Origin of the sequence: Paraburkholderia bryophila, assembly GCF_003269035.1 — a bacterium.
GTDB classification, from domain to species: domain Bacteria; phylum Pseudomonadota; class Gammaproteobacteria; order Burkholderiales; family Burkholderiaceae; genus Paraburkholderia; species Paraburkholderia bryophila.
Window position 1 is genome coordinate 188,025 of the sequence record NZ_QLTK01000007.1, and the last position, 24,763, is coordinate 212,787.

Below are 24,763 nucleotides of genomic sequence, written 5' to 3' on the forward strand. Positions count from 1 at the left end.
CACGGCCGCCGCGCAGACACGCGCGGCCGCCCTTCCTTCACTACCTGTCGATATGCGGCTTGTCTGCCGCAGGGGGACACTCATGCTTTCCACAAGCGCAACCGGACACCGCGACGCGCCGTCGCTCGCGGCCGACGGCGGCTCCATCGGCGCGCTGCCGCGCGGCGGTCTGCAGCCGTTCGCGGGACTGCTGCGCTGGCTCGTCGTCGCGGTGCTGAGCGTCGCGGTAGCGCTGCCGCTCGGCTTCATTCTGTTTCAGAGCGTGCTCAACGCACCGTTCTTCGACGCCAAACGCACGCTCGGCCTCGCCGGCTTCGAATTCATTTTCAGCGACCCCGACTTCTGGTCCGCGCTGAAAAACTCGTTCGCGATCGCCGCCGGCATGCTGTTCATTTCGATTCCGCTCGGCGGCGTGCTCGCTTTCCTGATGGTGCGCACCGATCTGCCCGGCCGCCGCTGGCTCGAACCGCTGCTGCTGACCCCCGTGTTCGTCTCGCCGATGGTGCTCGCCTTCGGCTACGTGGTCGCGGCCGGCCCGGTCGGTTTCTATTCGGTGTGGTGGAAGGAACTGTTCGGCAGCGCCGAAGCGCCGTGGTCCGTCTACTCGATTCTCGCGATCACAGTGATCGTCGGCTTGACGCATGTGCCGCACGTGTACCTGTATTCGTCGGCGGCGCTGCGCAATCTCGGCTCGGACGTCGAGGAAGCCGCGCGCGTCGCCGGCGCACGGCCGTTTCGCGTCGCGCTCGACGTGAGCCTGCCGATGACGTTGCCCGCGCTGCTGTTCGCGGGCGTACTGGTGTTTTTCCTCGGCTTCGAAGTGTTCGGTTTGCCGCTCGTACTGGGCGACCCCGAAGGGCACCTCGTGCTCGCCACCTATCTTTACAAGCTCACCAACAAGCTCGGCGTGCCGTCGTACCACCTGATGGCCGCGGTCGCGGTGTGCATCGTCGCGATCACGTTCCCGCTGGTGCTGCTGCAACGACGCCTGCTGAAAAGCGCGAATCGCTTCGTCACCGTCAAGGGTAAGGCGGGACGTCAGACCGTCTTGCCGCTCGGCGCGTGGCGCTGGGTCGCATTGGCGATCGTCGCGCTGTGGCTGATGCTGACCGTGTTCGTGCCGCTCTCCGGCATCACGTTGCGCGCGTTCGTCACCAACTGGGGTGAAGGCGTGCATCTCGCCGACGTGCTGACGCTCGCCAACTTCACCGACCTGTTCGAACAGGACAACCTGGTCCGCGCGATTCTCAACACGCTCGGCATCGGCGTGCTCGGCGGCGCGCTGGCGGTGGGCTTCTATGCGCTGGTCGCGTTCGCTGGGCATCGACGTAACGATTGGGCGACCCGTCTGCTCGATTACCTCGTGCTGCTGCCGCGCGCGGTGCCGGGCTTGCTCGCCGGTCTGGCGTTCCTGTGGATCTTTCTGTTCGTGCCCGGCCTGAAGGAACTGAAAAACTCGATGTGGAGCATCTGGATCGCCTACACGGTCGTGTGGCTCGCGTACGGCATGCGTCTGATTCAAAGCGCGCTGCTGCAGGTCGGTCCCGAACTCGAGGAGGCAGGACGCAGCGTGGGCGCCACCCGTGCGCGCGTCAGTCTCGACGTAACGCTGCCGCTCGTGCGCTTCGGTCTGCTGGCGGCGTGGCTGCTCATTTTCATGATTTTCGAGCGCGAATACTCGACTGCCGTCTACCTGCTCTCGCCCGGCACCGAAGTGATCGGCGCGCTACTCGTGTCGCTGTGGGCAACCGGCGCGGTCGATCAGGTCGCCGCGCTTTCTGTCATCAACATCGCGATGGTCGGCGTCGGACTCGGCGTCGCGCTGCGCTTCGGAGTGAAATTGCATGGATAAGCTCTCGGTCGACAACCTCTTTCTGAGCTATGGCGACAACCCGATTCTGAAGGGCGTGTCGTTCGATCTGAATCCCGGTGAGGTGGTCTGCCTGCTGGGTGCATCGGGCAGCGGCAAGACCACGTTGTTGCGCGCGGTGGCCGGTCTTGAACAGCCGTCGTCGGGACGTATCGAACTGGACGGTAAAACGTTTTTCGACGGTGCAAAGCACGTCGATCTACCGGTCGAACAGCGCTCGCTCGGACTCGTGTTCCAGTCTTACGCGCTGTGGCCGCATCGCACGGTGGCGGATAACGTCGGCTATGGATTGAAGCTGCGGCGCGTGTCCGGCGCGGAGCAGAAAAAGCGCGTGCAGGCCGCGCTCGATCAACTCGGCCTCGGTCATCTCGCGGCGCGTTATCCGTATCAACTGTCGGGCGGTCAGCAGCAGCGTGTGGCGATCGCGCGCGCCCTGGTCTACAACCCGCCGGTGATTCTGCTCGACGAACCCCTGTCGAATCTCGACGCCAAGCTGCGTGAAGAAGCGCGCGCGTGGCTGCGCGAACTGATCGTGTCGCTGGGGCTGTCCGCCCTGTGCGTGACGCACGACCAGACCGAAGCGATGGCCATGTCCGACCGCATTCTTCTGCTACGCAACGGCCGTATCGAGCAGGAAGGCACGCCTGCGGAACTGTATGGCGCGCCCCGCTCGCTCTACACGGCGGAGTTCATGGGCAGCAACAACCGCATCGATGCGCGCGTGGCCGCCGTGGACGGCGAGCGCGTGACGCTCGCCGGCGACGGCTGGCAATTGCAGGCGCAAGCACGCGAAGCGCTCACCCCGGGACAGAACGCCCAGGCCGTGATTCGCCTGGAGCGCGTGCAGGTGGCCGACGGTCCCGGTGCGAATCGCCTCGAAGCCGATCTGATCACGTCGATGTATCTCGGCGACCGCTGGGAGTACCTGTTCCATTGCGGCGAGCTGCGTCTGCGCGCGTTCGGCTCGGTGCCGCGCACGGCGGGCCGCCACTGGATCGAATTTCCCGCCAACGATTGCTGGGCGTTCGCCCAGGCGAGTTGACGTCCACCCGTCGTTCGAGAAAAGCAGCAGCCGCAGCAAAAAAACCAACCACCGGAGACAGTAGATGAAGTGGAGCATGAAGAAGGCAACCCTCGGCGCGACCTGCGCCGGTCTTGCAGGATTGACTGGATTGGCGGGGTTCGCGAGCAGCGCGCAAGCGCAATCGAGCGTGACGTTGTACGGCATCGTCGATGCGGGTATCGAATACGTGAACCATGCGAGTGCCGCCGGCAGCGCGACGCGTCTCGTGTCGGGCGGCAAGAACACCTCGCGCTGGGGCTTGCGCGGCGTCGAGGATCTGGGCGGTGGGCTGAAGGCGATCTTCCAGCTGGAAAGCGGCATCAACATCGCGAACGGCCAGTTCGACGATAGTACCGGCGCGATTTTCGACCGTCGCGCGACGATCGGCCTGAAGAACCGCTTCGGGCAGATCACGTTGGGCCGCAATTTCACGACCACGTACGACTACATGCTGCAGTTCGACCCGATGGGTTATGCGCCGAACTACTCGTGGGCGAGTTCATCCACCGCGACCGGCGGCCGGAAGGACGGTCTGTTTTCGCGTTCGTCCAACGCGGTGCGTTACGACGGCATGTTCTCGGGCGTCAAGATCGGCGCGATGTACGGCTTCGGCAATGTACCGGGCAGCCTGAAATCGAGTTCGAAGTACGACTTCGGTCTCGGCTACGAAAGCGGCCCGTTCGCGGCGGTCGTGACCTTCGACCGGCAGAACGGCGCGTACGACAGCGTTACGCCGATCGACGGCACGAACTGCATCCAGGGCATCCATGCCGGTTTGAGCTACGACTTCGGCGCGGTGAAGGCCATGGCGGGCTACCGGAATTACCGGCGCACCTTCCATACTGCTGCGCCGACGCAGCGCAGCGATATGTATTGGGTCGGCGGGCAATACGACGTGACGCCGTTCGTCTCGGTGTTCGCCGCGATCTACCACCAGGATATCAAGGATGCGAGCGACGCCGATCCGACCTTGTTCTCGCTGCGCGCGCAGTATGCGCTGTCGAAGCGCACGGTACTGTATCTGGCGGGCGGTTACGCCATGGCGAAGCACGACAACGCGGTGAGTCTGTCGCGCGATCTGACCGGCGCGGCGGATACGCAAACAGGCGTGACGGCGGGGATCCAGCACCGGTTCTAAACCGGCGGTCGGGTCGGTCGCCGCCAAGGCATACAAGGCGTGCCGGGACGTTTATCGCCCGGCACGCCTCGTTTTATGGCTAAAAGCTTCGCCGCTCAGAAATTGAAGTTGTCGATATTGCTCGAATCGAACGTGGTCGGCGGTCCGAGAATGATTTCGCCTTGCGGTCCGATGGTGCGCTTGCCGAGCTTGCCGGCGTCGAACGACTCGCCTTCCTTACCCGTGATCGTGCCCGACGACAACGCCGCCGCGGCATAAGCGGCCAGGTAGCCCAACTGGTTCGGGTCCCACAACTGGAACGCCTTCACCGTGCCGTTCTTCACGAACGCACGCATCTGGTTCGGCGTGCCCAATCCCGTCACCGCGACCCGGCCCTTGCTCGACGACGACGAGATATACCGCGCCGCCGCCGCGATACCGACCGTGGTCGGCGCGACAATCGCCTTCAGATTCGGATACGCCTGCAACAAGCCCTGCGTCTCGGTGAACGACTTCTGATCGTCGTCGTTGCCGTAGGCGATTTTCACCAGTTTGATTTTCGAGTACTCGGGCTTCTTCAACTCCTCCTGCATCCACTTGATCCACGTGTTCTGATTGGTCGCGTTCGGCGTGGCCGACAGCACCGCGAACTCGCCCTCGCCGCCCATCAGTTTCGAAACGAGCTGGACCTGACTGCGCCCGATCCCTTCGGCATTCGCCTGGTTGACGAACAACTGGCGGCCCTCGGGCGCCGTGTCCGAGTCGAAGGTCACGACCTTGATGCCTTGCGACATGGCTTTTTTCAGATACGGCACCACGGCATTCGCGTCGTTGGCGGCGATCACGATCGCGTTCTGTCGTTGCGTGATCAACGTGTTGATGTATTGCACCTGCGACGAAGCGCCCGCATCCGACGGCCCCACCACCTTCCCCACGCCGCCGAACTCCTTGATCGCGGCGAGGCCACCGTTGTCGGCGGTCACCTCGTAGGGGTTATTGATCTGCTTCGGCACGAAGGCGATCTTCAGGCCGCTTTTCAGATCCGCGGCGGACGCGGCGCAACTGATCGCGAGCAACGCGACGCAAAGCGCGGCCGCGCCGGTGTGACGTAGAGGTTTGAACATGAAGTGTCTCCTGCTTGTTGTTGGACGTGACGATGTCCGGGTTATCGGTCGTTGGACTTTCTCTTCGTGTACCGGGATTAAAACGTCATAGGGATGAAGCGGACTTCGCGATGAAACGCCGGTCGCGCGCCGCGCGCCAGCGGGCCACCAGATTCGGGATCAGCACGGAGGCCAGCAGCAGCACGCCGGTCACCACGGTCAGCGTTTCGCTGGAGACGTCGTCGAGTGTCAGCGCGTTTTTCAGCACGCCGATAATCAGCAACGACAGCAGCACGCCGATCATCGAGCCGCGTCCGCCGAAAATGCTCACGCCGCCGAACAGCACCGCCGCGATCACCGACAACTCGAAGCCTTCGCCGTTGTCGCCGCGCGCGCTGGTGAAGCGCAGCGTGTAGACCACGCCCGCCAGCGCGCTCATCGCGCCGGACAACACGAACAAACGCAGCCTGAGCTTCGCCACTTCGATGCCGGAGAACGCAGCGGCAGTCGGATTCGCGCCGATCGCGTACAGACTGCGGCCGAACGCGGTGGATTGCAGCAACACGGTGAACAACACCGCCCCGACGATCACGATCACGAACGGCAATGGAATGAAACTCGCGCCGAGCGTGTCCATGCCGAACGCCGTATAGCCCGCCGGAAAATCCGCCACGGCCTGATCGCCGAGCAGCACATAGGCGAGCCCGCGAAACAGCGCCAGCGTACCGATCGTGACCGCGAGCGAAGGCAGATTGAGCTTGACGATCACGAGGCCGTTCAACAAACCGGCCAGCGCGCCGGCAATCACCACGAGCACGATCACGACGGGCATCGGCAAGCCCATATGCCACAGCACGCCCATCAACGCGCTGGAGGCGCCGAGCACGGAAGCCACCGACAGATCGATTTCGGCGGCGACGATGATCAGTGTCATCGGCAGCGCGATCAGCGCGATTTCGGTCAGATCGGCGAGTACGTTGCTCAGGTTCGCGCCGCTCAGGAATACGGGCGACAGCACCCGGCCAAGTACGAGCGACAGAATCAGCACGATCACCAGCAATACTTCCCACTGCAACGGCGTTTCGCGCTTGCGCGTGAGCAGCGCGGAATCGGGTTTAGCCATGATCGCGTTTCCTCATCATGCGTTTGGCGACGGAGCGGGCCAGCAAGGTATCCGCGGCGATGGCCGTGACGATCAGCGCGCCCTGAATTGCCTGTTCCCAGAACGGCGACACGTGCAGCACGACCAGCGCGATGCTGATCACGCCGAGCACCAGCGCGCCGAGCGTGGCGCCGAGAATCGTGCCGACGCCCCCCGTAATCGCGACACTGCCCACCACGGCGGCGGCGACAACCTGTAATTCAATGCCCTTCGCAGTGCTCGCGTCGACGGTGCCGAAACGCGCCAGCCACAACGCGCCGGCGAAACCGGCAATCGCGCCGGAGAGCAGAAAACCCGCCATGACGCGACGCTCGACGTTCACGCCGGCGAGTCGCGCCGCCTCGGGATTCGAACCGATCGCGTAATGCTCGCGGCCGCCGCGAAACTGTTTCAGATAAACCGCGAGGCCGAGCAGCACGACGAAGGCGATCAGCGCAAGCGTGGGAATCCCGAGCAGCGTGCCAGTCGCGAGCCGCGAATACGCGTCGGGCAAACTGGTCGCGTTGATCTGCCCGCCGTGTACCCACGCGTAATCCGCACCGCGAAAGATGTACAGCGTGGAGAGCGTCGCCACCAGCGACGGCACGCGCCCTACCGCGACCAGCAGCGCATTGATGCTACCCGCCACGAGGCCGATAACGAGCCCCGCGGCCAACGCGATCAGCACCGGCATATGCGGAAACGCAACATACAGACTGCCGACCGCATATGCGCTGATGCCGACCGTCGAGCCCACCGAGAGATCGATATGCCGCATCAGGATCACCACCGTCATACCGGCGGTCAGCAAACTGATAATCGACACATTCAGCAGCACGTCACGCAGATTCTGCAGATTCAGGAACTGCGGTTTGGCGAGTCCCGTGCCCACGATCAACAGAATCAGCACGACGAACAGCGTGGTTTCCCGGCTCTTCGCGATACCCGCCACCAAACCGCCAGGCGTGCCCGCGTTGCGCTTCGATAGCGGCGGCTGAACCGGCGCCGGATGAGTGGAAGAATGGCGCATCATGCTGCGTTCCCCAACGGTGGAACCGGTTGGCCGAGTGCCGCCGCCATGATACGTTCCTCGTCGGCTTCGGCGCGCGCTATATCCGCGCTGATCCGCCCTTCGTGCATCACCAGCACGCGGTCGGCCATGCCGAGTACTTCCGGCAACTCGCTCGAAATCATCAGCACGGCCATGCCGTCGCGCACCAGCTCGGCCAACGCGCCGTAAACCTCGGCTTTAGCGCCGACGTCGATGCCGCGCGTGGGTTCGTCGATGATCAGCACTTTCGGACCGGTGGCGAGCCATTTACCGAGTACGACCTTCTGCTGATTGCCGCCCGACAGCGTGCCGACCGGTGCGTTCGGATCGCCCGCTTTGAGGCGTAGCCGCGTGCCCCACTGATTGGCAAGCTGCGTCTCGCTGCGGCTCGAAATCAGGCCGTGTTTGACGAGCCGCCCGAGCACCGTCATCGACGCATTGCGCGCGATGCTCAACTCCAGCGCAAGGCCCTGTTGCCGGCGATCTTCCGGCACCAGCGCGAGACCGGCACGTACAGCCGCCGCCGGCCGTCCCGCCGTCAAGCGCTCGCCGGCAATCCAGACCTCCCCCGAGTCGAGCGGGTCGATACCGAAGATGGCCCGTGCCACTTCGCTGCGCCCCGCGCCCACGAGTCCGGCCAGCGCGACGATCTCGCCGGCGCGCACGTCGAACGAAATGTCCTTGAATACGCCCACGCGCGTGAGCTTTCGCACCGACAGCCGCACGTCGCCGAGTGGTCGTTCGGCTTTTGGATAGAACGTCTCCAGATCGCGGCCGACCATCTTCGCGACGATCGACCCGGTGCTGAGATCGGCGGTCAACCCGTCGAACACTTTCGCGCCGTCGCGCATGATCGTGACGCGCTGCGTCAGCGCGAACACCTCGTCGAGCCGGTGCGTGATGAACAGAATCGCCACGTCGCGCTCGCGCAGCTTGCGCACGATCGCGAAGAGCCGTTCCACTTCGGGCAGCGACAAGGCCGCCGTGGGTTCGTCCATGATCAGCACGTTCGCGTTCAGCGACAAGGCCTTGGCGATTTCAATCACCTGCTGGTCCGCGATCGACAAGCCGCGCACCAGTTGATCGGCGCGCAGATCGACACCGAGCGCCGCAAGCAGGCCGTCCACTTCGCGGCGCATCGCGTCGTACTGAATGCGGCCGATGCGGTCCACCGGCTGCCGCCCCATGAAGATGTTCTCCGCGATCGACAGATCGAAGAACAGCGTCGGTTCCTGATAGATCACCGCGAGTCCGGCGTCGCGTGCTTCGGCGGGCGTCGCGAAGCGGCGCGCCACGCCGTCCACCAGCAGTTCGCCGGTATCGGGCTGATGCACACCGGCGAGAATTTTCACGACGGTCGATTTGCCCGCGCCGTTTTCGCCGAGCAACGCATGCACCTCGCCCGGCCACAGCGAGAGATCGCCTTCCGAGAGTGCGCGAACCCGGCCGAACGATTTGCTTGCATGCCGCAATTCAAGCCTCGGCACGGCGGATGTGGATTGCTGCACTACATGTCTCCTTCCTGTTTCTCGTGGCCGACCGCACCGGATGCATCGAATGCGTTAAATGCGCTAAATGCGGTAGCAACGTTCTGCATTGCGGCGAAACAGCGCCTCTTTTTCCGCGACACTCGCGCCGCCGACAATCGACGCATACGCATGCCATAGATCTGTGTAAGAACCGAACAGCCGGTCGACCGGAAAGTTCGATGCGAACATGGCGCGCTCCACGCCGAAGGTGTCGATGGTTTCGAGCACGCAGGGCCGCAGGCTTTCCACGGTCCACTGGTGATCGAACATGGCGAGTCCGCTGATCTTTACGACGATATTCCTGCAACCGGCGAGCAGGCGCATGCCGTCGCGCCACGCGCGATAACCGGCCACGCTGTCGCGGTCCACGAACATGCCCGCATGGTTGACGATAAACAGCGTGTCGTCGTGAGCGCGTGCCAGCGTTGCCGCGTCTGCCATCTGCGACGGATACAGTTGCAGATCGAACGACAGATCGTGCCGGCGCAGCAACGCAAAATGTTCGCGCCACAGCGGTTCGCGCATGTAATGACGGCCGGTGTAATCGAACAGCTTGTTGTCGTGCACGTTCAGAATCTGGCGAATGCCGCGCGTATTGGCGAAGGCCGCGTGCGCGTCGAGCAGCGCCGGTGCGTTCGGCGCGGACAGATCCACCGCCGCGACGATCGCGTTCGGCATGCCGCGGGTTTCGCCACGATTTTCAGTGCCGTCCGCCATGGACTGCAACCAGCGCGTCTCTTCCACCGGATCGGCGGGATCGTGATTCGCCTCGACGTGCACCAGTTTCAGCACCTCGATGTCGCCCGCCTCGCCTAATAGATCGTCGAGCAGGTAATCGTGTTTCAGCTCGCGCGCGTCGCCGACGAACGACACGCCCGGGTTCTCCAGCCACGGATAGCGATGCGTTTTCAGATCCCACAAATGGATATGTGAATCGACCACCTGCATGCGCGTTTCTCCGTGCGGTGTTGATCGTGGCGAGCCTGCCGAACCGGGCGCGTTCATCGGCTCACCTCAGGCTCAGCGAATTCAGATGAAAGACCGGTTCGAGCGGCTGCTGAAACGGCGTGTGATCAGGCGCGGTCTGCATGATGTCGGCCATGTAATCCCACCATTTGCGCATTACGTCGAGTCGCGGCAGTTCTTCCATGGTGTGATGCGTGGTGCGCGTCAGGATGGCGAACAGATGGTGCGTGTCCGCGTCGAAGAAAATGCGGTACTCGCGCACGCCGGCGTTGTGCAACGCGTCAACCAGTTCGGGCCAGATTTGCGCATGACGTCGTTCGTATTCCTCGCGCATGCCGGGGTTGAGCACCATCCGGAAAGCGATTGTCTCCATTGCGGCTTGTCTCCCGTCGTATTCGGGCGCTTTTCCGGCGATGCGGTCTCGCGTCTGATACGACTATAATTCCTGCGTCGATAGCATCTCAATCCGTTGTTGGGATTGGGCGATCCACAAACCGAATCGCACAGAGCCATGAGCCAACACTCCGCTGCCGTCGCACTCGTCAATCGGCTCAAGTTCAAACATCTCGCGCTGCTCGTCGCGCTCGACGACGCCCGCAACCTCCATCAAGCCGCCGAGGCCATCAACGTCGCGCAGCCAAGCGCGAGCCGCATGCTCGGCGATATCGAAGAAGCGTTCGGCTTTCTGCTGTTCGAGCGCAACGCGCGCGGCATGACGCCCACGCCGCTCGGTGTCGTGACGCTCGCTTACGCGCGGCGCGCGCTGGCCGAATTGACCCGCTTCGCCGAAGACCTCGACGTCAAACGGCGTGGCGGACATGGCCAGTTGACGGTCGGCGCGATCATGGGTGCGGCGCCCGATCTGCTCGCCATGTCGGTCGCCGCGCTGAAAACCGAGAGCCCGCTGCTGAACGTGCGGATTCTCGGCGAAACCAGCGACCAGGTCGTGCAATTGCTGCATCGCCGCGAAGTCGATCTGGCGCTCGGCCGGCTGACCAATCCTCTCCAGCACAACGATTTCAGTTTCGAGCCGCTGGCGCGCGAAACCTTGCTGCTGGTGGTGCGCGCGGTGCATCCGCTGGCCGCGCGCTCGCGCATCACGCTGGCCGAGCTGATCGACTGGCCGTGGGTTGCACAACCGGTCACCAGCCCGGCGCGCGTGCTGTTCGAGGAAGAACTCGCGCGGGCGGGACTGGCCACGCCGGTCAACCTGACCGAATGCGCGTCGATCTTCGCGACGCTGCAATTGCTCGAGAATTACGACGCGGTGGCCATGTTGCCCGAGTCGGTGGTGCGCGATCATTTGCGCGGCCAACTGCTGGTCGCGTTGCCGCTCGAAATCGGCAAGAGTCTCGCGGGCTTCGGTATTCTCACGCGCAAGGAAGAACCGCTCGCCGAACCGGCACTGCGTTTCATCGATCTGCTGCGAGGTTTCTCGCGGCAACTGGCGCGTGACGATCTGGAAAGCGCATCCGTGGCGCCCTCCGCGAGCGCTTCGGTTCCGGTGAATTGAAGGTGGTGTCGGCAGCGGCAGCGGCATCGCGCGTTACTGCAGGTTGACGAACAGGCCGCCGTCCACCAGCAGCGCGGCGCCGGTCACGTAGCGCGCGCGGTCGGAAGCGAGGAACACCACGCAATCGGCCACGTCTTCCGGGCGGCCCAGGCGGCATAGCGGAATGCGCTTTTCGAAGTAGGCTTTCTTCGCTTCGTCGGCGAGATCTTCGGCGTTCAGGTCGGTGGCAATGGTGCCGGGCATCACCGAATTGCAGCGAATGCCGTACGGGCCCAGCGCGACCGCGCAGGATTGCATCAGCGAATGCACGCCGGCTTTGGTCGGCGTGTAATGCGTCTGCATGCCGCCGCCCACCAGCGCGCTGATCGAGCTGGTTGCGACGATCGCCCCACCCGTGCCCTGCGCCTTCATCTGTTGCGCGGCAGCTTGCGTGACGTAGAACGCGCCATTCAGATTGACCGCGACTGTCGACTCCAGAATCTCCGGCGGCATGTCGAGAAACGCGTGAAACGGACAGATGCCGGCGTTGCTGGCGAGCACGTCGACCTTGCCGAAGGCTTCGACCGTATGACGCACCAACTCCTGGCCGGTTTCGCGCGCGGCGACGTTGCCCTCGATCGCGATCACGCGCCGCCCCAGCGCCTCGATTTCCCCGACCACTTCCGCGACCGCCGAACGGCGTCCGTACGATGCGTCGTTATCGCCCCAGTAGTTGATCGCCACGTCCGCGCCTTCGGTTGCGCACGCAACCGCTATCGCGCGGCCGATGCCCCGGGAACCGCCAGTGACGATCACGACCTTGTCCTTGAGCAGCACGTCTTTCTCCTTTTCGATTTCAACGTTCAGCGCGGATACGGCCGCACCAGCGCGCATTCCGGATTCAGTCTCACGCCGAAGCCCGGCGTGTCCGGTACTTTCATGCGGCCATTCACCGGCACCGGTTCATCGAGCAACAGCGGCGTGAACATCGGCACGACCTCGTCGGCTTTAGGGGCCATCATCAGAAACTCGGCGAACGGCGAGTTGTGCCGCGTGACGACGAAGTGATAGCTGTACACCGACGAACCGTGCGGCACCACCATCACATTGTGCGCATCGGCCAGCGCGGAAATCTTGATCAGCTCGGTCATGCCGCCGCACCAGCCGACATCGGGTTGAATCAGATCGCAGCATTGCATCTCCAGCAACATGCGAAAACCCCAACGCGTCGCCTCATGCTCGCCGGTCGATACCATCATGCCGCGCGGCACGTTGCGGCGCAGTTCGGCGTAACCCCAGTAGTCGTCGGGCGGCAGGGCTTCTTCGATCCACTTCAGGCCGTACTCGTGCGCCGCGTGCGCAAACCGCGTTGCGTACGGCACGTCGAGGCTCATCCAGCAGTCGTACATCAGCCAGAAGTCGTCGCCGACCCGGCTGCGCATCTCGGCGAGCTTGTCGATGTTCAGCTTGAGGCCCGCTTCGCCCTCGGCGGGCCCGTGTTGCAACGGCAGCTTGCCGCCGATAAACCCCATCTCCTTCGCGAGGTCCGGTCGCGCGCCGGTCGCGTAGAACACGAGTTCGTCGCGCACCGGGCCGCCCAGTAGCTGGTACACCGGCTCTCTACGCACCTTCGCGAACAGATCCCACAGTGCGAGATCGACGCCCGAAATGGTATTGAGCACGACGCCCTTGCGGCCGTAGTACAACGTCGAGAAATACATCTGATCCCACATCTTCTCGATGTCGGTCACGCGTTGCCCTTCGAGAAAACGCGCGAGATGTTTCTCGACGATAAACGCGCCGATCTCGCCGCCCGTGGTCACCGCGAAACCGACAGTGCCGTCGCTCGCCTCTATCTCCACCACCAGCGTACCGAGCACGTTGATGCCGAACGACTGGCGGCTCTGCCGGTACTCCGGATAACGCGCCATCGGCGTGGAAATATGATCGTCGATCCAGTGTCCGCCGGGTTGATCGTGATAGTCCGCTCCGCCGCCGCGAACAGTGAAGGCACGCACGTGCCGGATAGTGGGCATGGCCATGAAAGGGGCTCCGTTATGAGTGCGTCGACAAGGCAGCGGCCGACAATGCGCCTAGCGGGCGCGATGCAATAAGGTTTGGAAAGAATCGTTCGCCCCGCTTGCGTCGCGGCGCAACAGCGTGCCGATCAGCAATGCGGCGAGCAGACTGGACACGCCCAGCACCACCAGTCCCGCCGATGTCGACGCAAACACGCGTTCCGCCGCGGTCCGCAAGCTCGGCGCGAAGAAACCGCCGAGGCCGCCGAGCGAATTGATCAGCGCGATGCCGCCGGCAGCGGCGGCGCCCGTCAGGTGACGTGTGGGGAAGGTCCAGAACAGCGGTTGCGCCGCGATGAAACCGCTCGCCGCGCAACACAAGGCGATCAGCCCGAGCGCCGGGTTATGCGCGAGTCCCGACGCAGCGATGCCGAGACCGGCAAGCACCAGCAGCGCAACGGCCCAGCGCCGATGCCCTCCCGTGCGATCCGCACGGCGCGGCACGTACCAGGTGACGGCCAACGCGCACAACCACGGCAACGCGGCGACGAGACCCACACGCAAACCGACGGTCGTCCCGAGCAAGGCGGCCACCTGTTGCGGCAGATAAAAAATCACGCCATACACGCTCATTTGAATCAGCAAATAGATCGCCGACAGCAACAACACGCGACGATCCACCAGCGCGGCGAGAATGCGATGCGGTCCATGCGCGGATGCGGCACGCGCATCGTCTTCGAGTGCGGTGCCCAGAGTGGCGCGCTCTTGCGGATCGAGCCATTGGGCGTCGTCGGGACGGTTGTCGAGGTACCAGAACGCCCACACACCCACCGCCGACGCCAACGCGCCTTCCACCAGAAAGAGCCATTGCCAGCCGGCCAGACCCAACATGCCATGCAACTCGAGCAGCGAACCCGACAACGGACTACCGAAGATAAACGCCAGCGGCGCACCGAAATAAAACACACCGACTGCCCGCGCTCGCGCGCGTTGCGGAAACCAGTGCGTCAGGTAATAGATCACGCCGGGAAAGAAACCGGCTTCGGCGACGCCCAATAGAAAGCGCAGCGCGTAGAACGTGGCGGCCGTGTGTGCGAGGCACATCGAGGCTGAAACGAGGCCCCAGGTGACCATGATCCGGCACATCCAGACCCGCGCGCCGAAACGATGCAGCAACAGATTGCTCGGCACCTCGAACAGCGCATAGCCGACGAAGAACACGCCCGCCCCAAACGCGAACGCCGCGTTCGACAAACCCGTATCGTGCTGCAACGCCTTCTGCGCAAAGCCGATATTGGCGCGGTCGAGAAACGCCAGCACGTACATCAGCAGGAGAAACGGCAACAGCCGGCGCATGACCTTGCTGTTGATCGCCTCCAGCGAAACGTTCGCCTGCGGGTCCATGTCGTCTCCTTCGCGAAGCTCGCCGGCGGGCGGCGGCTACGCGCTTTTATCTTGGGTGCAGCGACTGTCGGCAGGCACCGACACGGTTCGACTCAGTAAGTCGCGCGGCCGCCGGACAGATCGAACACCGAACCCGTGCTGAACGCGCAGTCCTCGGACGACAGCCACAAAATCAGCGAGGCGGCTTCCTCGGGCAACAGGAAACGGTTCATCGGGATCTTCGACAGCATGTAGTCGATATGCTGCTGGGACATCGAATCGAAGATTTCGGTTTTAGCCGCGGCGGGCGTGACGGCATTGACGAGAATGTTCTTCGTCGCGAGTTCCTTGCCGAGCGATTTGGTCAGGCCGATGAGGCCGGCCTTGGAGGCGCTGTAATGCGAGGCGTTGGGGTTGCCCTCCTTGCCCGCCACCGAGGCGATATTGACGATGCGTCCATAGCCCTGCTTGAGCATCTGCGGCACGACCGCGCGGCAGGTGAGATACGGGCCGATCAGGTTCACGTCGATCACGCGGCGCCACACATCGGGCTCCAGTTCCCACGTCGCGCCGTTGCCGCCGGTGATGCCGGCGCAATTGATCAGCACGTCGATCGCGCCGTGCGCGGCGACGGTCTGCCCGACCGCTTCGGCGACGGCGGCTTCCTGCGTGAGTTCGACGCTGACGGCGGTGACCTTGCCGAGTTCGCTCAACTCGCGCTGGCTGCGCGCGAGACGGTCCGCGTCGACGTCCCAGAGCGCGACGGATGCGCCCGAGTTCAGCGCCCGTTGCGCCACCGCGTAGCCGATTCCGCGCGCGCCGCCGGTAATGGCGACCACGCGTCCCTCCAGATCGATCCGATTCATCGCTGTGCTCCTGGGGCAAGCCGGGCGGCTTGCCCTTGTGTTTTTGTCTATGGGCGGGGTGAGCTTTGCCGCTCACTGTCCGGCCAATATACGAGCGGGGCGATGTGCTAACAATCCGAGTATTGGAGGGGGTGATAACAAAAGTGGATCGGAGGGGCCTTCCGCGAGGGCGCGGAATTCTCGCTGTGTTCGCCGCAAAGCCAATCCGGCAGCGCGGAGCCCGAGCCGTCCAGCCGGACCACGGCCGCCCTACGGCATGCCTCCCAGGCATGCCGCCCCACCTACAAAGTTTTTTATCTTCGTCGGGCCGAGCCTAACGTCCAACCCGGATTTGCCGTATCGTCTGAAGCATAAGCTGCCGCTCACGCCGTACGTTCGCGCCGCGTTCTGGGGCGGCGATGAAACGCACTACTCCGATTTCCCTGCCTATCAGCCTGTCGCAGAAGCCGAAGCGACCGTCTGAGTCGATTCGTGTTTCGTCATTAATCAACGGAGGTTTTCATGTCACGCACTATCCAGTTCGCCCAGGCCGGCGGACCCGAAGTTCTCGAACTCGTCGACACAGCCGCAACCGAACCGGGTCCGGGCGAGATTCGCATCAATGTGAAAGCGATCGGCATCAATCGCGCGGAAGCGATGTGGCGCGTCGACGAGTACATCGAGCCGGTCAAGTTTCCGGCGCGTCTCGGTTATGAAGCCGCCGGGATCGTCGATGCGGTCGGCAAGGACGTCAGCGGCTTCGCGGCCGGCGACGCGGTCAGTGTGATCCCGTCGTTCTCGATGAATCAGTACGGCACTTACGGCGAAGTGATCGTCGTGCCGGCGTACGCCGTCGTCAAACACCCGGCGTCGCTGTCGTACGCCGAGGCAGCCTCGGTGTGGATGATGTTCGTGACGGCGTATGGCGCGCTAATCGAAGATGCCAAGGTGACGAAGGGCGACTTCGTGATCGTACCGGCGGCGTCGAGCAGCGTTGGACTTGCGGCGATCCAGTTGGCGAATTACGCCGGCGCGACTTCCATTGCGCTAACGCGTAGCGCGGCCAAACGTCAGCAGTTGCTCGACGCGGGCGCCGCTCACGTGGTGGTGACGGACGAAACCGATCTGCTCGATGAAGTGATGCGCATCACGGATGGCAAGGGCGCGCGCGTGGTGTTCGATCCGGTAGGTGGGCCGAACTTTGCGAAACTGATTTCGGCGCTGTCGTTTCGGGGCATAGCGTATATCTACGGCGCGTTGAGCGACGAGGTCACACCGCTGCCCGTGCTTGAAATGATCGCGAAGATGATCACCGTGAAGGCGCACAACATCTGGTTGACGAGTGGCGATGAGACGCGTCGCAAGGCGGCAGTGGATTATGTTCTCAAAGGGTTGGCGAGTGGCGCGCTCAAACCGGTGATCGATCGCACGTTTTCGTTCGATGAGATGGTCGAGGTGCATCGGTACCTGGAAACCAATGGGCAGTTTGGGAAGATTGTTGTGACGGTGTGAGCGGGTGATGGGGTGTGACCTGAGACGTTCGCTGAAGGGTGGCGAACGTCCCACTACCGCTTGCCGCCCAGCATCCCCGCCATCGCGGACAAACCCGCCATCCCCGCGCTAGCCGCAGCGCGCACCGGCATCGAAGTCGCCAGCGACGTCATCACCGCCGCGCCCGCCACCGCTCGGACCGCGCCGATTCCCGCGCCGGTCCATGTTCCGCCCGGCTGCATGTTCCGCGCGAACTGCCGTGTGCCGCCGACGATCGACGATGCGCCCGAACCATGCCAAAGCGCCGTGCCGGCCATGCTGGTTATCTGCCCCATGGCGTCCCACGCACGGCTTCGGGGCGGTGTCGCGACCGGCGGCATCGCGTGTGTCGATCCCGATGACGACGACGATACCGACGACGCGGCGATCGACGCCATGGCGGTGGACGTCGGTGGTGTCGGCACAGGCGGCAGCACGGCAGGAATATGGGCGGAGTCCCGTAAAGGGGTATCCGCTTTCAACGCGCTCCAGTTGAAAGTGCCGACCCTCGAGTCACTACTCACCGCTTCCTTTGAAAGCATGACTTTCTTGCCTTGCTCGACACGAATGACCGAGCCCATACCGGCATTCGATGTCGTGCCTTTAGCGGCATCCTTGCGTGCCTGCTTATCGTCGCGCGTATGGACACGGATATCGAAGTTGGCCCCGCCGCCACTGTCGGGCACGGAGAAATTCCGTCCCGTGCGTATCTGATCGCGGCCGCCGCCCACGTGAGGCTTCCAGGGGATCTCGGTCGACGGATGGAGCAGTCCCATCAGCGCGCTCGCATCGATCGAACCACCGTGCCGCACGCCCTCGAGTTGCGCCCTGGTCACGTGCGTCGCCGCCCCGGTGGGTTGCAAGGCGTGAATCTCATGCGCCTGAGTGATCGAGTTGCGCCGTTGCACGCCGCCATTGAAGGCAATTGCTTGCGTATGTTCGGGCGAGCCTGTGCCGCCGTTTCCATGCATGATGAGCTTCCCGTTGCAGGTCTATCGTTTATGGGATTTCAAATCGGCGCGTATGTGTCGTGACAGGTCAGGCTGTTTCGACGGCGAGTTCGACCGGCGCGTCGATCGCCTCGCACAAACTCGTGAAGCGCGCGATCGTATCTTTTAACGACACGTGCGCCGCGGCGCCGGCCGTCGTTGCGGGTGCGGTGCAGAGATGAAAGAAGCCGACTTCAGGCTCCGCCGCCGGGCGCACCGGCAGACGGTCGAAGCCGAGCCGTCGCAACGCGGCGTGCGAGCGGGCATTTGCCGCATACGACGCCGTGAAGATATCCGCGATGCCATCCGCTCGCGCCTGCTCGAACAGCAAGCGCGCGGCGCGCGTGCCGTAGCCCTGTCCTTGCGCGTGAGCATCGATCCAGAAGTAGAAGTGCGCGGCGTCGCCCGCGCGGCACAGGCTCACGACGCCGACGAAGCCGCGCCACGCATCCATCACCGCGTAACTCGTGCGGCCTGCTTCGGCGGCGTCTGCTTCGAGCCAGGTCCGCACGTCTTGCGATTCATTCAGCGACGGTAGATTGGCCAGCGCGGCGAGGTGCGGATCGGTGAAGGCGGCGAGCAGCGCGTCGGCATGTTCGACGCCGAGCGGCTCGATCGACAGGCCGGCGTCGCGTGCGAGTTCCGGTCGATACCACGGTAGCGCGCGTCGACGGGCCGCGCGTGCTTCGAGTTCAGTTTGCCAGGCGCGAACGTCCGGGTCGTCGGGATCGAGAGAATGCGCGTGCGCGACGTGCTTGCAGGCTTCTGGAAGCTCGCCGCTCGAGGCGAGGCAATGCGCGAGATGCAGGTGCACGCAAGCGCGCCAGCGAGCGTGGTGTTGATCGTTCGCTGCGTTCTCTGCTCGCGCCACGTTCTCTGCTTGCGCCACGTTCGCCGCATTCTCTTCGCCCAACCGCCTAGTCTGACCAACGCCTCTTACCCCGCCGATGCGTGCATTTTCATCCACCACCAGCACGCTACGCCAGATCTCCTTCGCGAGTTGCCAATCGCCTAGCGCGGCGACAGCGCTCGCCAGTTGCACATCGAACTGCGCGGTCCGCGTGTCGGGCAAATGATGCCGCCACGTCCGCGCGAACGCGCGCCGCCACATCTGCACGGCCTCATTCGAGGCACCGGAGAATTGCGTCGAACGTGCGGACCAATCCGGCAGCATGGCGGCCAGCACGGCTGGGTCGTAAGCGGAGGCGCGCAACAGCGTGGCCAGTGTGTCGAGCGGCGCGTGTTCCGCAACCGACTCGGCGACCTGCGCAAGTCGTCGCGGGTCGCACGGCTCGTATCGTTCGATGATGTCCGTGAGTTTCAGCCGCGCCGCCATCGGCGGTTCAATGCCGGCGCGCGACCAGACCGCCTGGACCGCCAGATCGTGCGCGTCGGTCTGGCGCTGCATCACCCACGCGGACGGTTGCCGCCAGGCGAGCGCGTGAAAGTTGACGGGCACGCTCGTGTCGCCGGGCAGCCACGCGTCGGGCGCGCTCAGCGCACCGTCGCACAAGTCCGTTTCGCTCGATGCGCCGATGTCGCAGGCAAGCAGCAGGTAGCGATCGCCGCTCAACCGTCGCAATGAATCCACCAGCGCCATCGCGCCGGTCGGCAGCAGCACGCATGCGCTGACGAGGCTCGCGACATAGCGTTCGGCGAGCGGCGCCCACGCTGGCGGGAAATCATCCGTCGACGCGGGTTGCCAACGATAGGACAGCGTGTACGCGGCGGCGTCCGCCGAGACGTCGATATCGACTTCCGCTTCGAGCCATTGCCCGTAATGTGCCGCATACAGATCGGCACGTTGCCGCGAACACCAGCCGGCTGCGACGGCGACGACCGGGTTAGCGAGTCGTGCCATCACCGTTTGCCGGCCATCGGGACGCACCGCGCCGTCGGCGGAAATCGACCAGCGTGCTGTGTCGACGCGTCCCGTTTCGATCAACGCAGCGAAGCGCGGATGCGCGCGCAGACGTTGCAGCGTTTCGTGCGCTGTACTCGCTGTCGCAACAGCATCCACCTCGCCCGCTTCACCCCCTTCTTCACACCCGTCATCGCAGACGAGATAACGCCAATCGACTCCCGCCACGCCACTCGACGGCAACCGGTCTTCGATCGCCTGCACCAGCAACCACGCCAGCACGCCGCGCCCTGGCGTCACATCGAGCACATAAAGCGGCTGGTCCACATCGAGCGTGCCGAGCGCGCATTCCGTTTCCCAGAAACACACGATCGCATCAGCCCAAGCCGCGGCCCATTGCGGTCCTGCCAACGTGTCGGCGAGCGGCCCGGCCAACGGCAGCGTCGCGCAGACGTCGGCGAAACGTAGGCCTGTCCGGTCGCGTTGTGCGTCGCCGTGCGACACGGTCGGCGCTGAGGCACCGTGCCGCAAATCGCCGTTGCCGTTGCCGTTGCCGTTGCCGTCGCCGTTGCCGTTGCCGTCGCCACTGCCGTCGCCCTCACCACCGCCCACCACCCCGTCCTCGACCGCCAAATCCATGTCGCTCATACCGCCTCCCCGTCCCGTCATTTTTCCGTGCTGCTGGTCAGCTTCAACCCAGTCGTGGTGGTCGTGAAAATACCCGGACGGTAGTCGCCGCCTGTGCCGGTCACCTTCTGCGCGGTCTCCATCGACGGCATGCCGAACGTCAGGTTCGCCTGATACAGCCGCTCGCCGCGCGCAGTCGGCGTCATGCTGCTGGTCAGCGGCACATCGAGGCCGGTGCTGACACGGCCATTACCGGTGCCATGCCCGAGCCGCAGATTGCCGAACGAATCGAAGGTGCTCTTCAGGTAGCCCTTGTAGCTGTCCAAACGCGTGTCTGGGCTGCTTCCCTGAAATGCGGTCAGCACGTTCTTCATCATCGTGTCGCGCTTGACGAGATGCGCGTCGCGAGTCGCACCGCCCGAGCCGCCCGGGTCGCTGCTCACCGCTCTGGCGAACGGTCCCTGGGGCGCTTCCTCGCTCTGGATCGCACGGCCGATGCCGGTCATCCGGCCGACCGCCGCCGCTTGCTGGGCGATGCCCTTGAGCACGCCGGCCCCATCTTTCCTCGACATCGACGCACCGAAGCCCGCGACGCCTTCGTTGAACTGCAACGTCATCCGGTTCAGCAGGTTCTGGCCGGTACCGCTCGCGATCACGTGATTGATGCTGGTGGCACCGGGATCGTTGCCCTTGCTGACGTCGAACTCCTGGTGCGTTAGCGGACGGCTGGCCTCGTTCGCGGCGCGGACATAGTGCTCGCGGTTGGACGAATACTGCGTCAGGCGCGGCTTGGTTTTGGCGCCGTAATGCAGGTCTAGTTTCGCCTGATCCGACGAGTTAATACCTGCGCCCGGTCCGTACTTCACCTGATGCTGGAGCGTCGGGCCGCCTTTGTCGTAGAGAAAATTGCTGAGTTCCGGCGACGGCCGGTTGACCGGCGCGGGCAGGCCCATCACGTCGCGGCGGCGTTCGGTTGCGGAGCGCTCGGTGAACCTGGCCATGCCTTCCGGCGACTGGCTGAGCGCGTGCGTGGGCGCGGGGGCCTGCGGCAGCGCCGGCAGGGGCGCGTGCGGCTGTGCGTGCAACTGAGGCAGAAGCAGCGGCGACAACGGCGAGCTCGACGGTGCACTGTGCGGCATCGGCGTATCGACCGCCATCGCCGACGACGACGACGACGGCGAATGCGTCGAATGCGATGGCGCGGGCATCGAAAACAGCGACGGCGACGGCGGCGTCATACCGTGCGGCGCGGAGAATGGCGCGTGCGCCGGATGCATCGGCGAGAACGGCGAAACCGGCGAAACCGGTGGATGCGGCATCGCCCCGCCCGGCGTGACGGGCGCCGACATGCGCCGCGCCGTCATCGCCTTCTCGCGGCGCTCCGCCAAGATTGTCAGACTCTCCTGGAAGCGCTCCGCGCGCCGCTCATCGGCGGTCGGAATATGCTTGAGCGGCGTACGGGGTGGCTTCGGACCTTTGCGCGATCCATTCATGATGTATGCGTCTCCGGCGACTGATGCGTTGAATACGTTGGCGTCTGTTTCAATCCGGTCCGATCGGCTTCGATCGGTGTCGATCGAACTCGCCAAGCGGCACGTCACTGTCTATGATTGAGGCCGCTGTTCTAACGAACCCCTTGCCCGCTTACCGCGCTACCAGAATGCTTAAAGCCTTCTTTCTGCTGTTGCTGGTTGCCTTCGGCGCCGTGATGTTCGCCGCCGGCACCCTCGCGCCTTCGAACCTCAAGGCGCCGATCGAGCGGCTCGCCGCGCAGACCGCGGCGCTGCTGCCCGGCGAGGCGCCGAAAACGGCTGCCGGGTCGTCTTCCGCGTCGTCAGCGTCGTCTTCCACCGGCGGCTCGACCGTCGCAGGCGGTGCGGTGATCGCGAAGAGCGCCGCGCCCGCGGGCGCCGCCAATCCCGCCAATGTCGCCAGCCCGGTCTTTGCCGCATCGGCGCCGATCGCCAGTCTGCTGGTGCCGGCGCCGCCTCCCGCGCATGGCCACTACGCGTTGCAAGCGGCGACCTTCACGTCGAGCGACGCCGCCTCGCTGTTCGCCGGCTCCGTCAGCGAGCAAGGCTACAAAGCGACCATCGTGCCGATCACCGACAGCGGCCAGCCGCTGATCGTCGCGGTCGGCGATTACCCGTCGCCGGAAGCCGCCAGCGCCGATCAACTGGTGGTCGGCCGGCAGTTGAAGTCGACTGCGTTGCCGCCCGTCGTGCTGTTGCCGCCGCCCGCGCATTAAGCGCGGAGAATCGTTCTTTGGGGTCACTCGCCTGTCGAGCGCAGCGAATCGCTCACCGAACGTAGTGCCCGTCCATTGCACGCCGCGAATCGCCCATTGAACGTAATGCCCCGCCCATCGCGCGCCGCGACGCTTCATCCACCCGCACCTCGCCCAGCGCACATAACCCGTTCACCTCACCGCCCAATCCGCCCTCTCCATCGATGCGGCCGGTCATGCACCCAGCCCGCTTCGCCGCGAGTCGACACCAAACACACCTTCAGTTGCGCGAATCCTTCGCTGCAGAAGAACACGGTCACATTCGCGCTCTGCCGCTGCGTCGTTATGAACCACAGCGCATCTCCGACCGCCAACCCGTAACTGCTGACACGATTCACCAGCAGATCCGCGCGTCCTCTATCGGCGACCAGCGCCACTCGCAGATCCGCTTCGCCCATCGTCTCGGTCTGGTAGATACGTGCCATCAGCGGCCCCCTACGATTTGCGTTGCCAGAACAAGGATCGACCTCACGATGCCTGCTCCTCGGCTTGCGGCACGCCGAGCCCGAGCAGATCGAACACGTTCAGTTGCCCGCGCCCCTGAATGAACAATTCGTCGTAGAGCTGCGCCGTATTGAGCGTGCCCCACTCGACCGCCTTGCGTATCAGATACGGCACCGGACTGTGCGGTTCGAGTTCGGCCAGCGCGGCGGCGGCATCGGCCAGTTGCGCGTAGGCGCGTTTGCGCCCGCTGACCGAATGCGGCAAGGCGCTCGCTTCGTCGCGAAGCGTCGGTGGCGCTGCGTGGTCCTGAGCGTGGTCCGATGCGTGATGCACAGCCGCCTGCGTAGCGCTATCCACGTTCGCCGCAGCCGCAGTCGCAGCCGCAACCGAATAGGCTCCGCCATCCGTATTTGCATTGACCGAACCCGCCATCGACACCGCGACGGAAATCGTATCGGTCAACGGCACGACACCCGCTTCGGCATACGCTGCGTGCCCGTACCCCTGCGCCGGCGCAGCCGCACTAGCCGCACCAGCCGCACGCGCGGCGACGCCGAACGGCATACCCCGCTGCACCAGTTGCGCGCTGACAAACGCATGAATCTGTTCGAGCACGCCGCGCAGCGCGCCGACGCCCGGCGGATCGCCGTCGAAACATTGATCGAGCGTCGCGCCGAGCCTGGCCAGCGCCGCGAGTGCCTGACTCAACGCCGCATGATGAGCGATGAACACCTCCGTCGACGTCGCCGCTAGCGTCTTATCGAAATCGGCGGAGTCGATGCCACCTTCGTCGCCGCCACGCGAGCCGCTTTGCGGCGACTGTTGCTGGCGCCGCAGTTGTTCGCAATCGGCCCATGCATAACGCCGCTCCGGCTCGTCCAACGACGGCTGCGGCTGCACCGCCGCCAACCCCACGCCATTCGCAGCAGCAGAAGCAGCAGCAACAACCGCAACCGTTCCCGCCACCGTCAACGGCACCAGCCGCACCGGCGCAATCAACTTCTCGTTGAGCCAGCGAAACAGATTCGCCCGATGCTCGAAGTCGCCGTTCGCCACGCCTGGATACAGCACATCCCAATAGCGCTCGCACAGCGCGTCGACCACGCTAATACCCGCCGCGAGGCCCGCGAAACCGTGCTCATGTAGCAACGCTTCGGTGAGCCAGACCGCCAGATGCAGATCCTTGCTGCGATGCGCGAGCGCATCGAGCGAAGCGGACGCGACCTCACCCCAGTTCGCGCGCTTCAGTTGCCGCACCCATGCACCGAGCGGCAGCGACGCGTCATCGGCTTCGCGCGCGCGGCGAATCGCATGCCACACCGGCGTGCCGCGCAAGGTCTCGCCCTGCGGCTGCGCGATGCTGACCGGCGCGAGCAGCGTCGCGCAAGTCATGCCGTAAGCCGCACTCAAAAAACCGTTCGCATAATCGAGCGGATGCTCCATGTCT

The 24,763-nt window shown here is 64.4% G+C and carries 21 protein-coding genes; 6 read left to right on the top strand and 15 right to left on the bottom strand.

Annotated features, from left to right (window positions below; all coding sequences use genetic code 11):
- The first annotated feature begins 82 nt into the window (after window positions 1–82).
- The 3 genes from BX591_RS14415 (at window position 83) to BX591_RS14425 (ending at window position 4,071) form a co-directional block, all read left to right on the top strand.
- Window positions 83–1,852, top strand: a complete 1,770-nt coding sequence (locus BX591_RS14415; protein ID WP_111932102.1) for an ABC transporter permease — start codon at window positions 83–85, stop codon at window positions 1,850–1,852.
- Window positions 1,845–2,912 carry an ABC transporter ATP-binding protein gene (locus BX591_RS14420; RefSeq protein ID WP_111932103.1) on the top strand — a complete coding sequence of 356 codons (1,068 nt, stop codon included), beginning with the start codon at window positions 1,845–1,847 and terminating at the stop codon, window positions 2,910–2,912. Before BX591_RS14415 ends, BX591_RS14420 begins: the two co-directional genes overlap by 8 nt.
- Before the next feature lie 76 nt (window positions 2,913–2,988).
- Window positions 2,989–4,071 carry a porin gene (locus BX591_RS14425; protein WP_111932171.1) on the top strand — a complete coding sequence of 361 codons (1,083 nt, stop codon included), beginning with the start codon at window positions 2,989–2,991 and terminating at the stop codon, window positions 4,069–4,071.
- Window positions 4,072–4,166: 95 nt separating this feature from the next.
- On the opposite strand, the gene rhaS is transcribed toward BX591_RS14425, so the two are convergent.
- The 6 genes from rhaS to rhaM form a co-directional block, all read right to left on the bottom strand.
- A complete protein-coding gene (gene rhaS / locus BX591_RS14430; RefSeq protein WP_111932104.1) occupies window positions 4,167–5,174 on the bottom strand; it encodes a rhamnose ABC transporter substrate-binding protein in 1,008 nt (335 codons plus the stop codon).
- A gap of 85 nt (window positions 5,175–5,259) precedes the next feature.
- Window positions 5,260–6,276 carry an ABC transporter permease gene (locus tag BX591_RS14435; RefSeq protein ID WP_111932105.1) on the bottom strand — a complete coding sequence of 339 codons (1,017 nt, stop codon included), beginning with the start codon at window positions 6,274–6,276 and terminating at the stop codon, window positions 5,260–5,262.
- Window positions 6,269–7,327, bottom strand: a complete 1,059-nt coding sequence (locus tag BX591_RS14440) for an ABC transporter permease (RefSeq protein WP_111932106.1) — start codon at window positions 7,325–7,327, stop codon at window positions 6,269–6,271. The genes BX591_RS14435 and BX591_RS14440 overlap by 8 nt, the downstream gene beginning before the upstream one ends.
- The gene (locus BX591_RS14445; protein ID WP_111932107.1) at window positions 7,324–8,853 is read right to left on the bottom strand and encodes a sugar ABC transporter ATP-binding protein; all 1,530 of its coding nucleotides are present in this window, start codon (window positions 8,851–8,853) and stop codon (window positions 7,324–7,326) included. Before BX591_RS14445 ends, BX591_RS14440 begins: the two co-directional genes overlap by 4 nt.
- A 63-nt stretch (window positions 8,854–8,916) precedes the next feature.
- The gene (locus tag BX591_RS14450; protein ID WP_111932108.1) at window positions 8,917–9,822 is read right to left on the bottom strand and encodes an amidohydrolase family protein; all 906 of its coding nucleotides are present in this window, start codon (window positions 9,820–9,822) and stop codon (window positions 8,917–8,919) included.
- Window positions 9,823–9,883: 61 nt separating this feature from the next.
- A complete protein-coding gene (gene rhaM / locus BX591_RS14455) occupies window positions 9,884–10,213 on the bottom strand; it encodes an L-rhamnose mutarotase (protein ID WP_111932109.1) in 330 nt (109 codons plus the stop codon).
- Between the two features lie 138 nt (window positions 10,214–10,351).
- Between rhaM and BX591_RS14460 the strand changes: the two genes are divergently transcribed.
- On the top strand, window positions 10,352–11,353 hold the full coding sequence (locus tag BX591_RS14460; protein ID WP_111932110.1) for a LysR family transcriptional regulator: 1,002 nt from the start codon (window positions 10,352–10,354) through the stop codon (window positions 11,351–11,353).
- 33 nt (window positions 11,354–11,386) lie between these two features.
- Here BX591_RS14460 and BX591_RS14465 read toward each other — a convergent pair whose 3' ends face one another.
- The 4 genes from BX591_RS14465 to BX591_RS14480 form a co-directional block, all read right to left on the bottom strand.
- A complete protein-coding gene (locus tag BX591_RS14465; protein ID WP_111932172.1) occupies window positions 11,387–12,169 on the bottom strand; it encodes an L-rhamnose 1-dehydrogenase Lra1 in 783 nt (260 codons plus the stop codon).
- A 26-nt stretch (window positions 12,170–12,195) separates the two neighbouring features.
- Window positions 12,196–13,374 carry an L-rhamnonate dehydratase gene (rhmD, locus tag BX591_RS14470; RefSeq protein ID WP_111932111.1) on the bottom strand — a complete coding sequence of 393 codons (1,179 nt, stop codon included), beginning with the start codon at window positions 13,372–13,374 and terminating at the stop codon, window positions 12,196–12,198.
- Window positions 13,375–13,425: 51 nt separating this feature from the next.
- Window positions 13,426–14,754, bottom strand: coding sequence for an MFS transporter (locus tag BX591_RS14475; protein WP_111932112.1), 1,329 nt, complete (start codon window positions 14,752–14,754; stop codon window positions 13,426–13,428).
- A gap of 92 nt (window positions 14,755–14,846) precedes the next feature.
- A complete protein-coding gene (locus tag BX591_RS14480) occupies window positions 14,847–15,599 on the bottom strand; it encodes an SDR family NAD(P)-dependent oxidoreductase (protein WP_111932113.1) in 753 nt (250 codons plus the stop codon).
- 501 nt (window positions 15,600–16,100) lie between these two features.
- Here BX591_RS14480 and BX591_RS14490 point away from each other — a divergent pair.
- The gene (locus BX591_RS14490; protein WP_111932114.1) at window positions 16,101–17,090 is read left to right on the top strand and encodes a zinc-dependent alcohol dehydrogenase family protein; all 990 of its coding nucleotides are present in this window, start codon (window positions 16,101–16,103) and stop codon (window positions 17,088–17,090) included.
- A 53-nt stretch (window positions 17,091–17,143) separates the two neighbouring features.
- Here the strand turns inward: BX591_RS14490 and BX591_RS14495 are convergent, their stop codons facing one another.
- The 3 genes from BX591_RS14495 to BX591_RS14505 all read right to left on the bottom strand — a co-directional run bounded on the left by BX591_RS14495 (window position 17,144) and on the right by BX591_RS14505 (window position 22,078).
- Window positions 17,144–18,079 (bottom strand): hypothetical protein, encoded by a 936-nt coding sequence (locus tag BX591_RS14495; RefSeq protein ID WP_111932115.1) that lies wholly within the window; start codon window positions 18,077–18,079, stop codon window positions 17,144–17,146.
- Window positions 18,080–18,146: 67 nt separating this feature from the next.
- The gene (locus BX591_RS14500) at window positions 18,147–20,606 is read right to left on the bottom strand and encodes a GNAT family N-acetyltransferase (protein ID WP_111932116.1); all 2,460 of its coding nucleotides are present in this window, start codon (window positions 20,604–20,606) and stop codon (window positions 18,147–18,149) included.
- Window positions 20,607–20,623: 17 nt separating this feature from the next.
- Window positions 20,624–22,078 (bottom strand): hypothetical protein, encoded by a 1,455-nt coding sequence (locus tag BX591_RS14505; RefSeq protein ID WP_111932117.1) that lies wholly within the window; start codon window positions 22,076–22,078, stop codon window positions 20,624–20,626.
- Window positions 22,079–22,245: 167 nt separating this feature from the next.
- On the opposite strand from BX591_RS14505, the gene BX591_RS14510 reads away from it, so the two are divergent.
- Entirely contained in the window at window positions 22,246–22,833 is a 588-nt protein-coding gene (locus BX591_RS14510) for an SPOR domain-containing protein (protein WP_167444550.1), read from the top strand.
- Between the two features lie 176 nt (window positions 22,834–23,009).
- Here the strand turns inward: BX591_RS14510 and BX591_RS14515 are convergent, their stop codons facing one another.
- Entirely contained in the window at window positions 23,010–23,297 is a 288-nt protein-coding gene (locus BX591_RS14515) for a 7(1) septoil knot domain-containing protein (RefSeq protein WP_111932119.1), read from the bottom strand.
- Window positions 23,298–23,340: 43 nt separating this feature from the next.
- On the bottom strand, window positions 23,341–24,759 hold the full coding sequence (locus tag BX591_RS14520) for a type VI secretion system protein TssA (RefSeq protein ID WP_111932120.1): 1,419 nt from the start codon (window positions 24,757–24,759) through the stop codon (window positions 23,341–23,343).
- Between the last annotated feature and the right edge of the window lie 4 nt (window positions 24,760–24,763).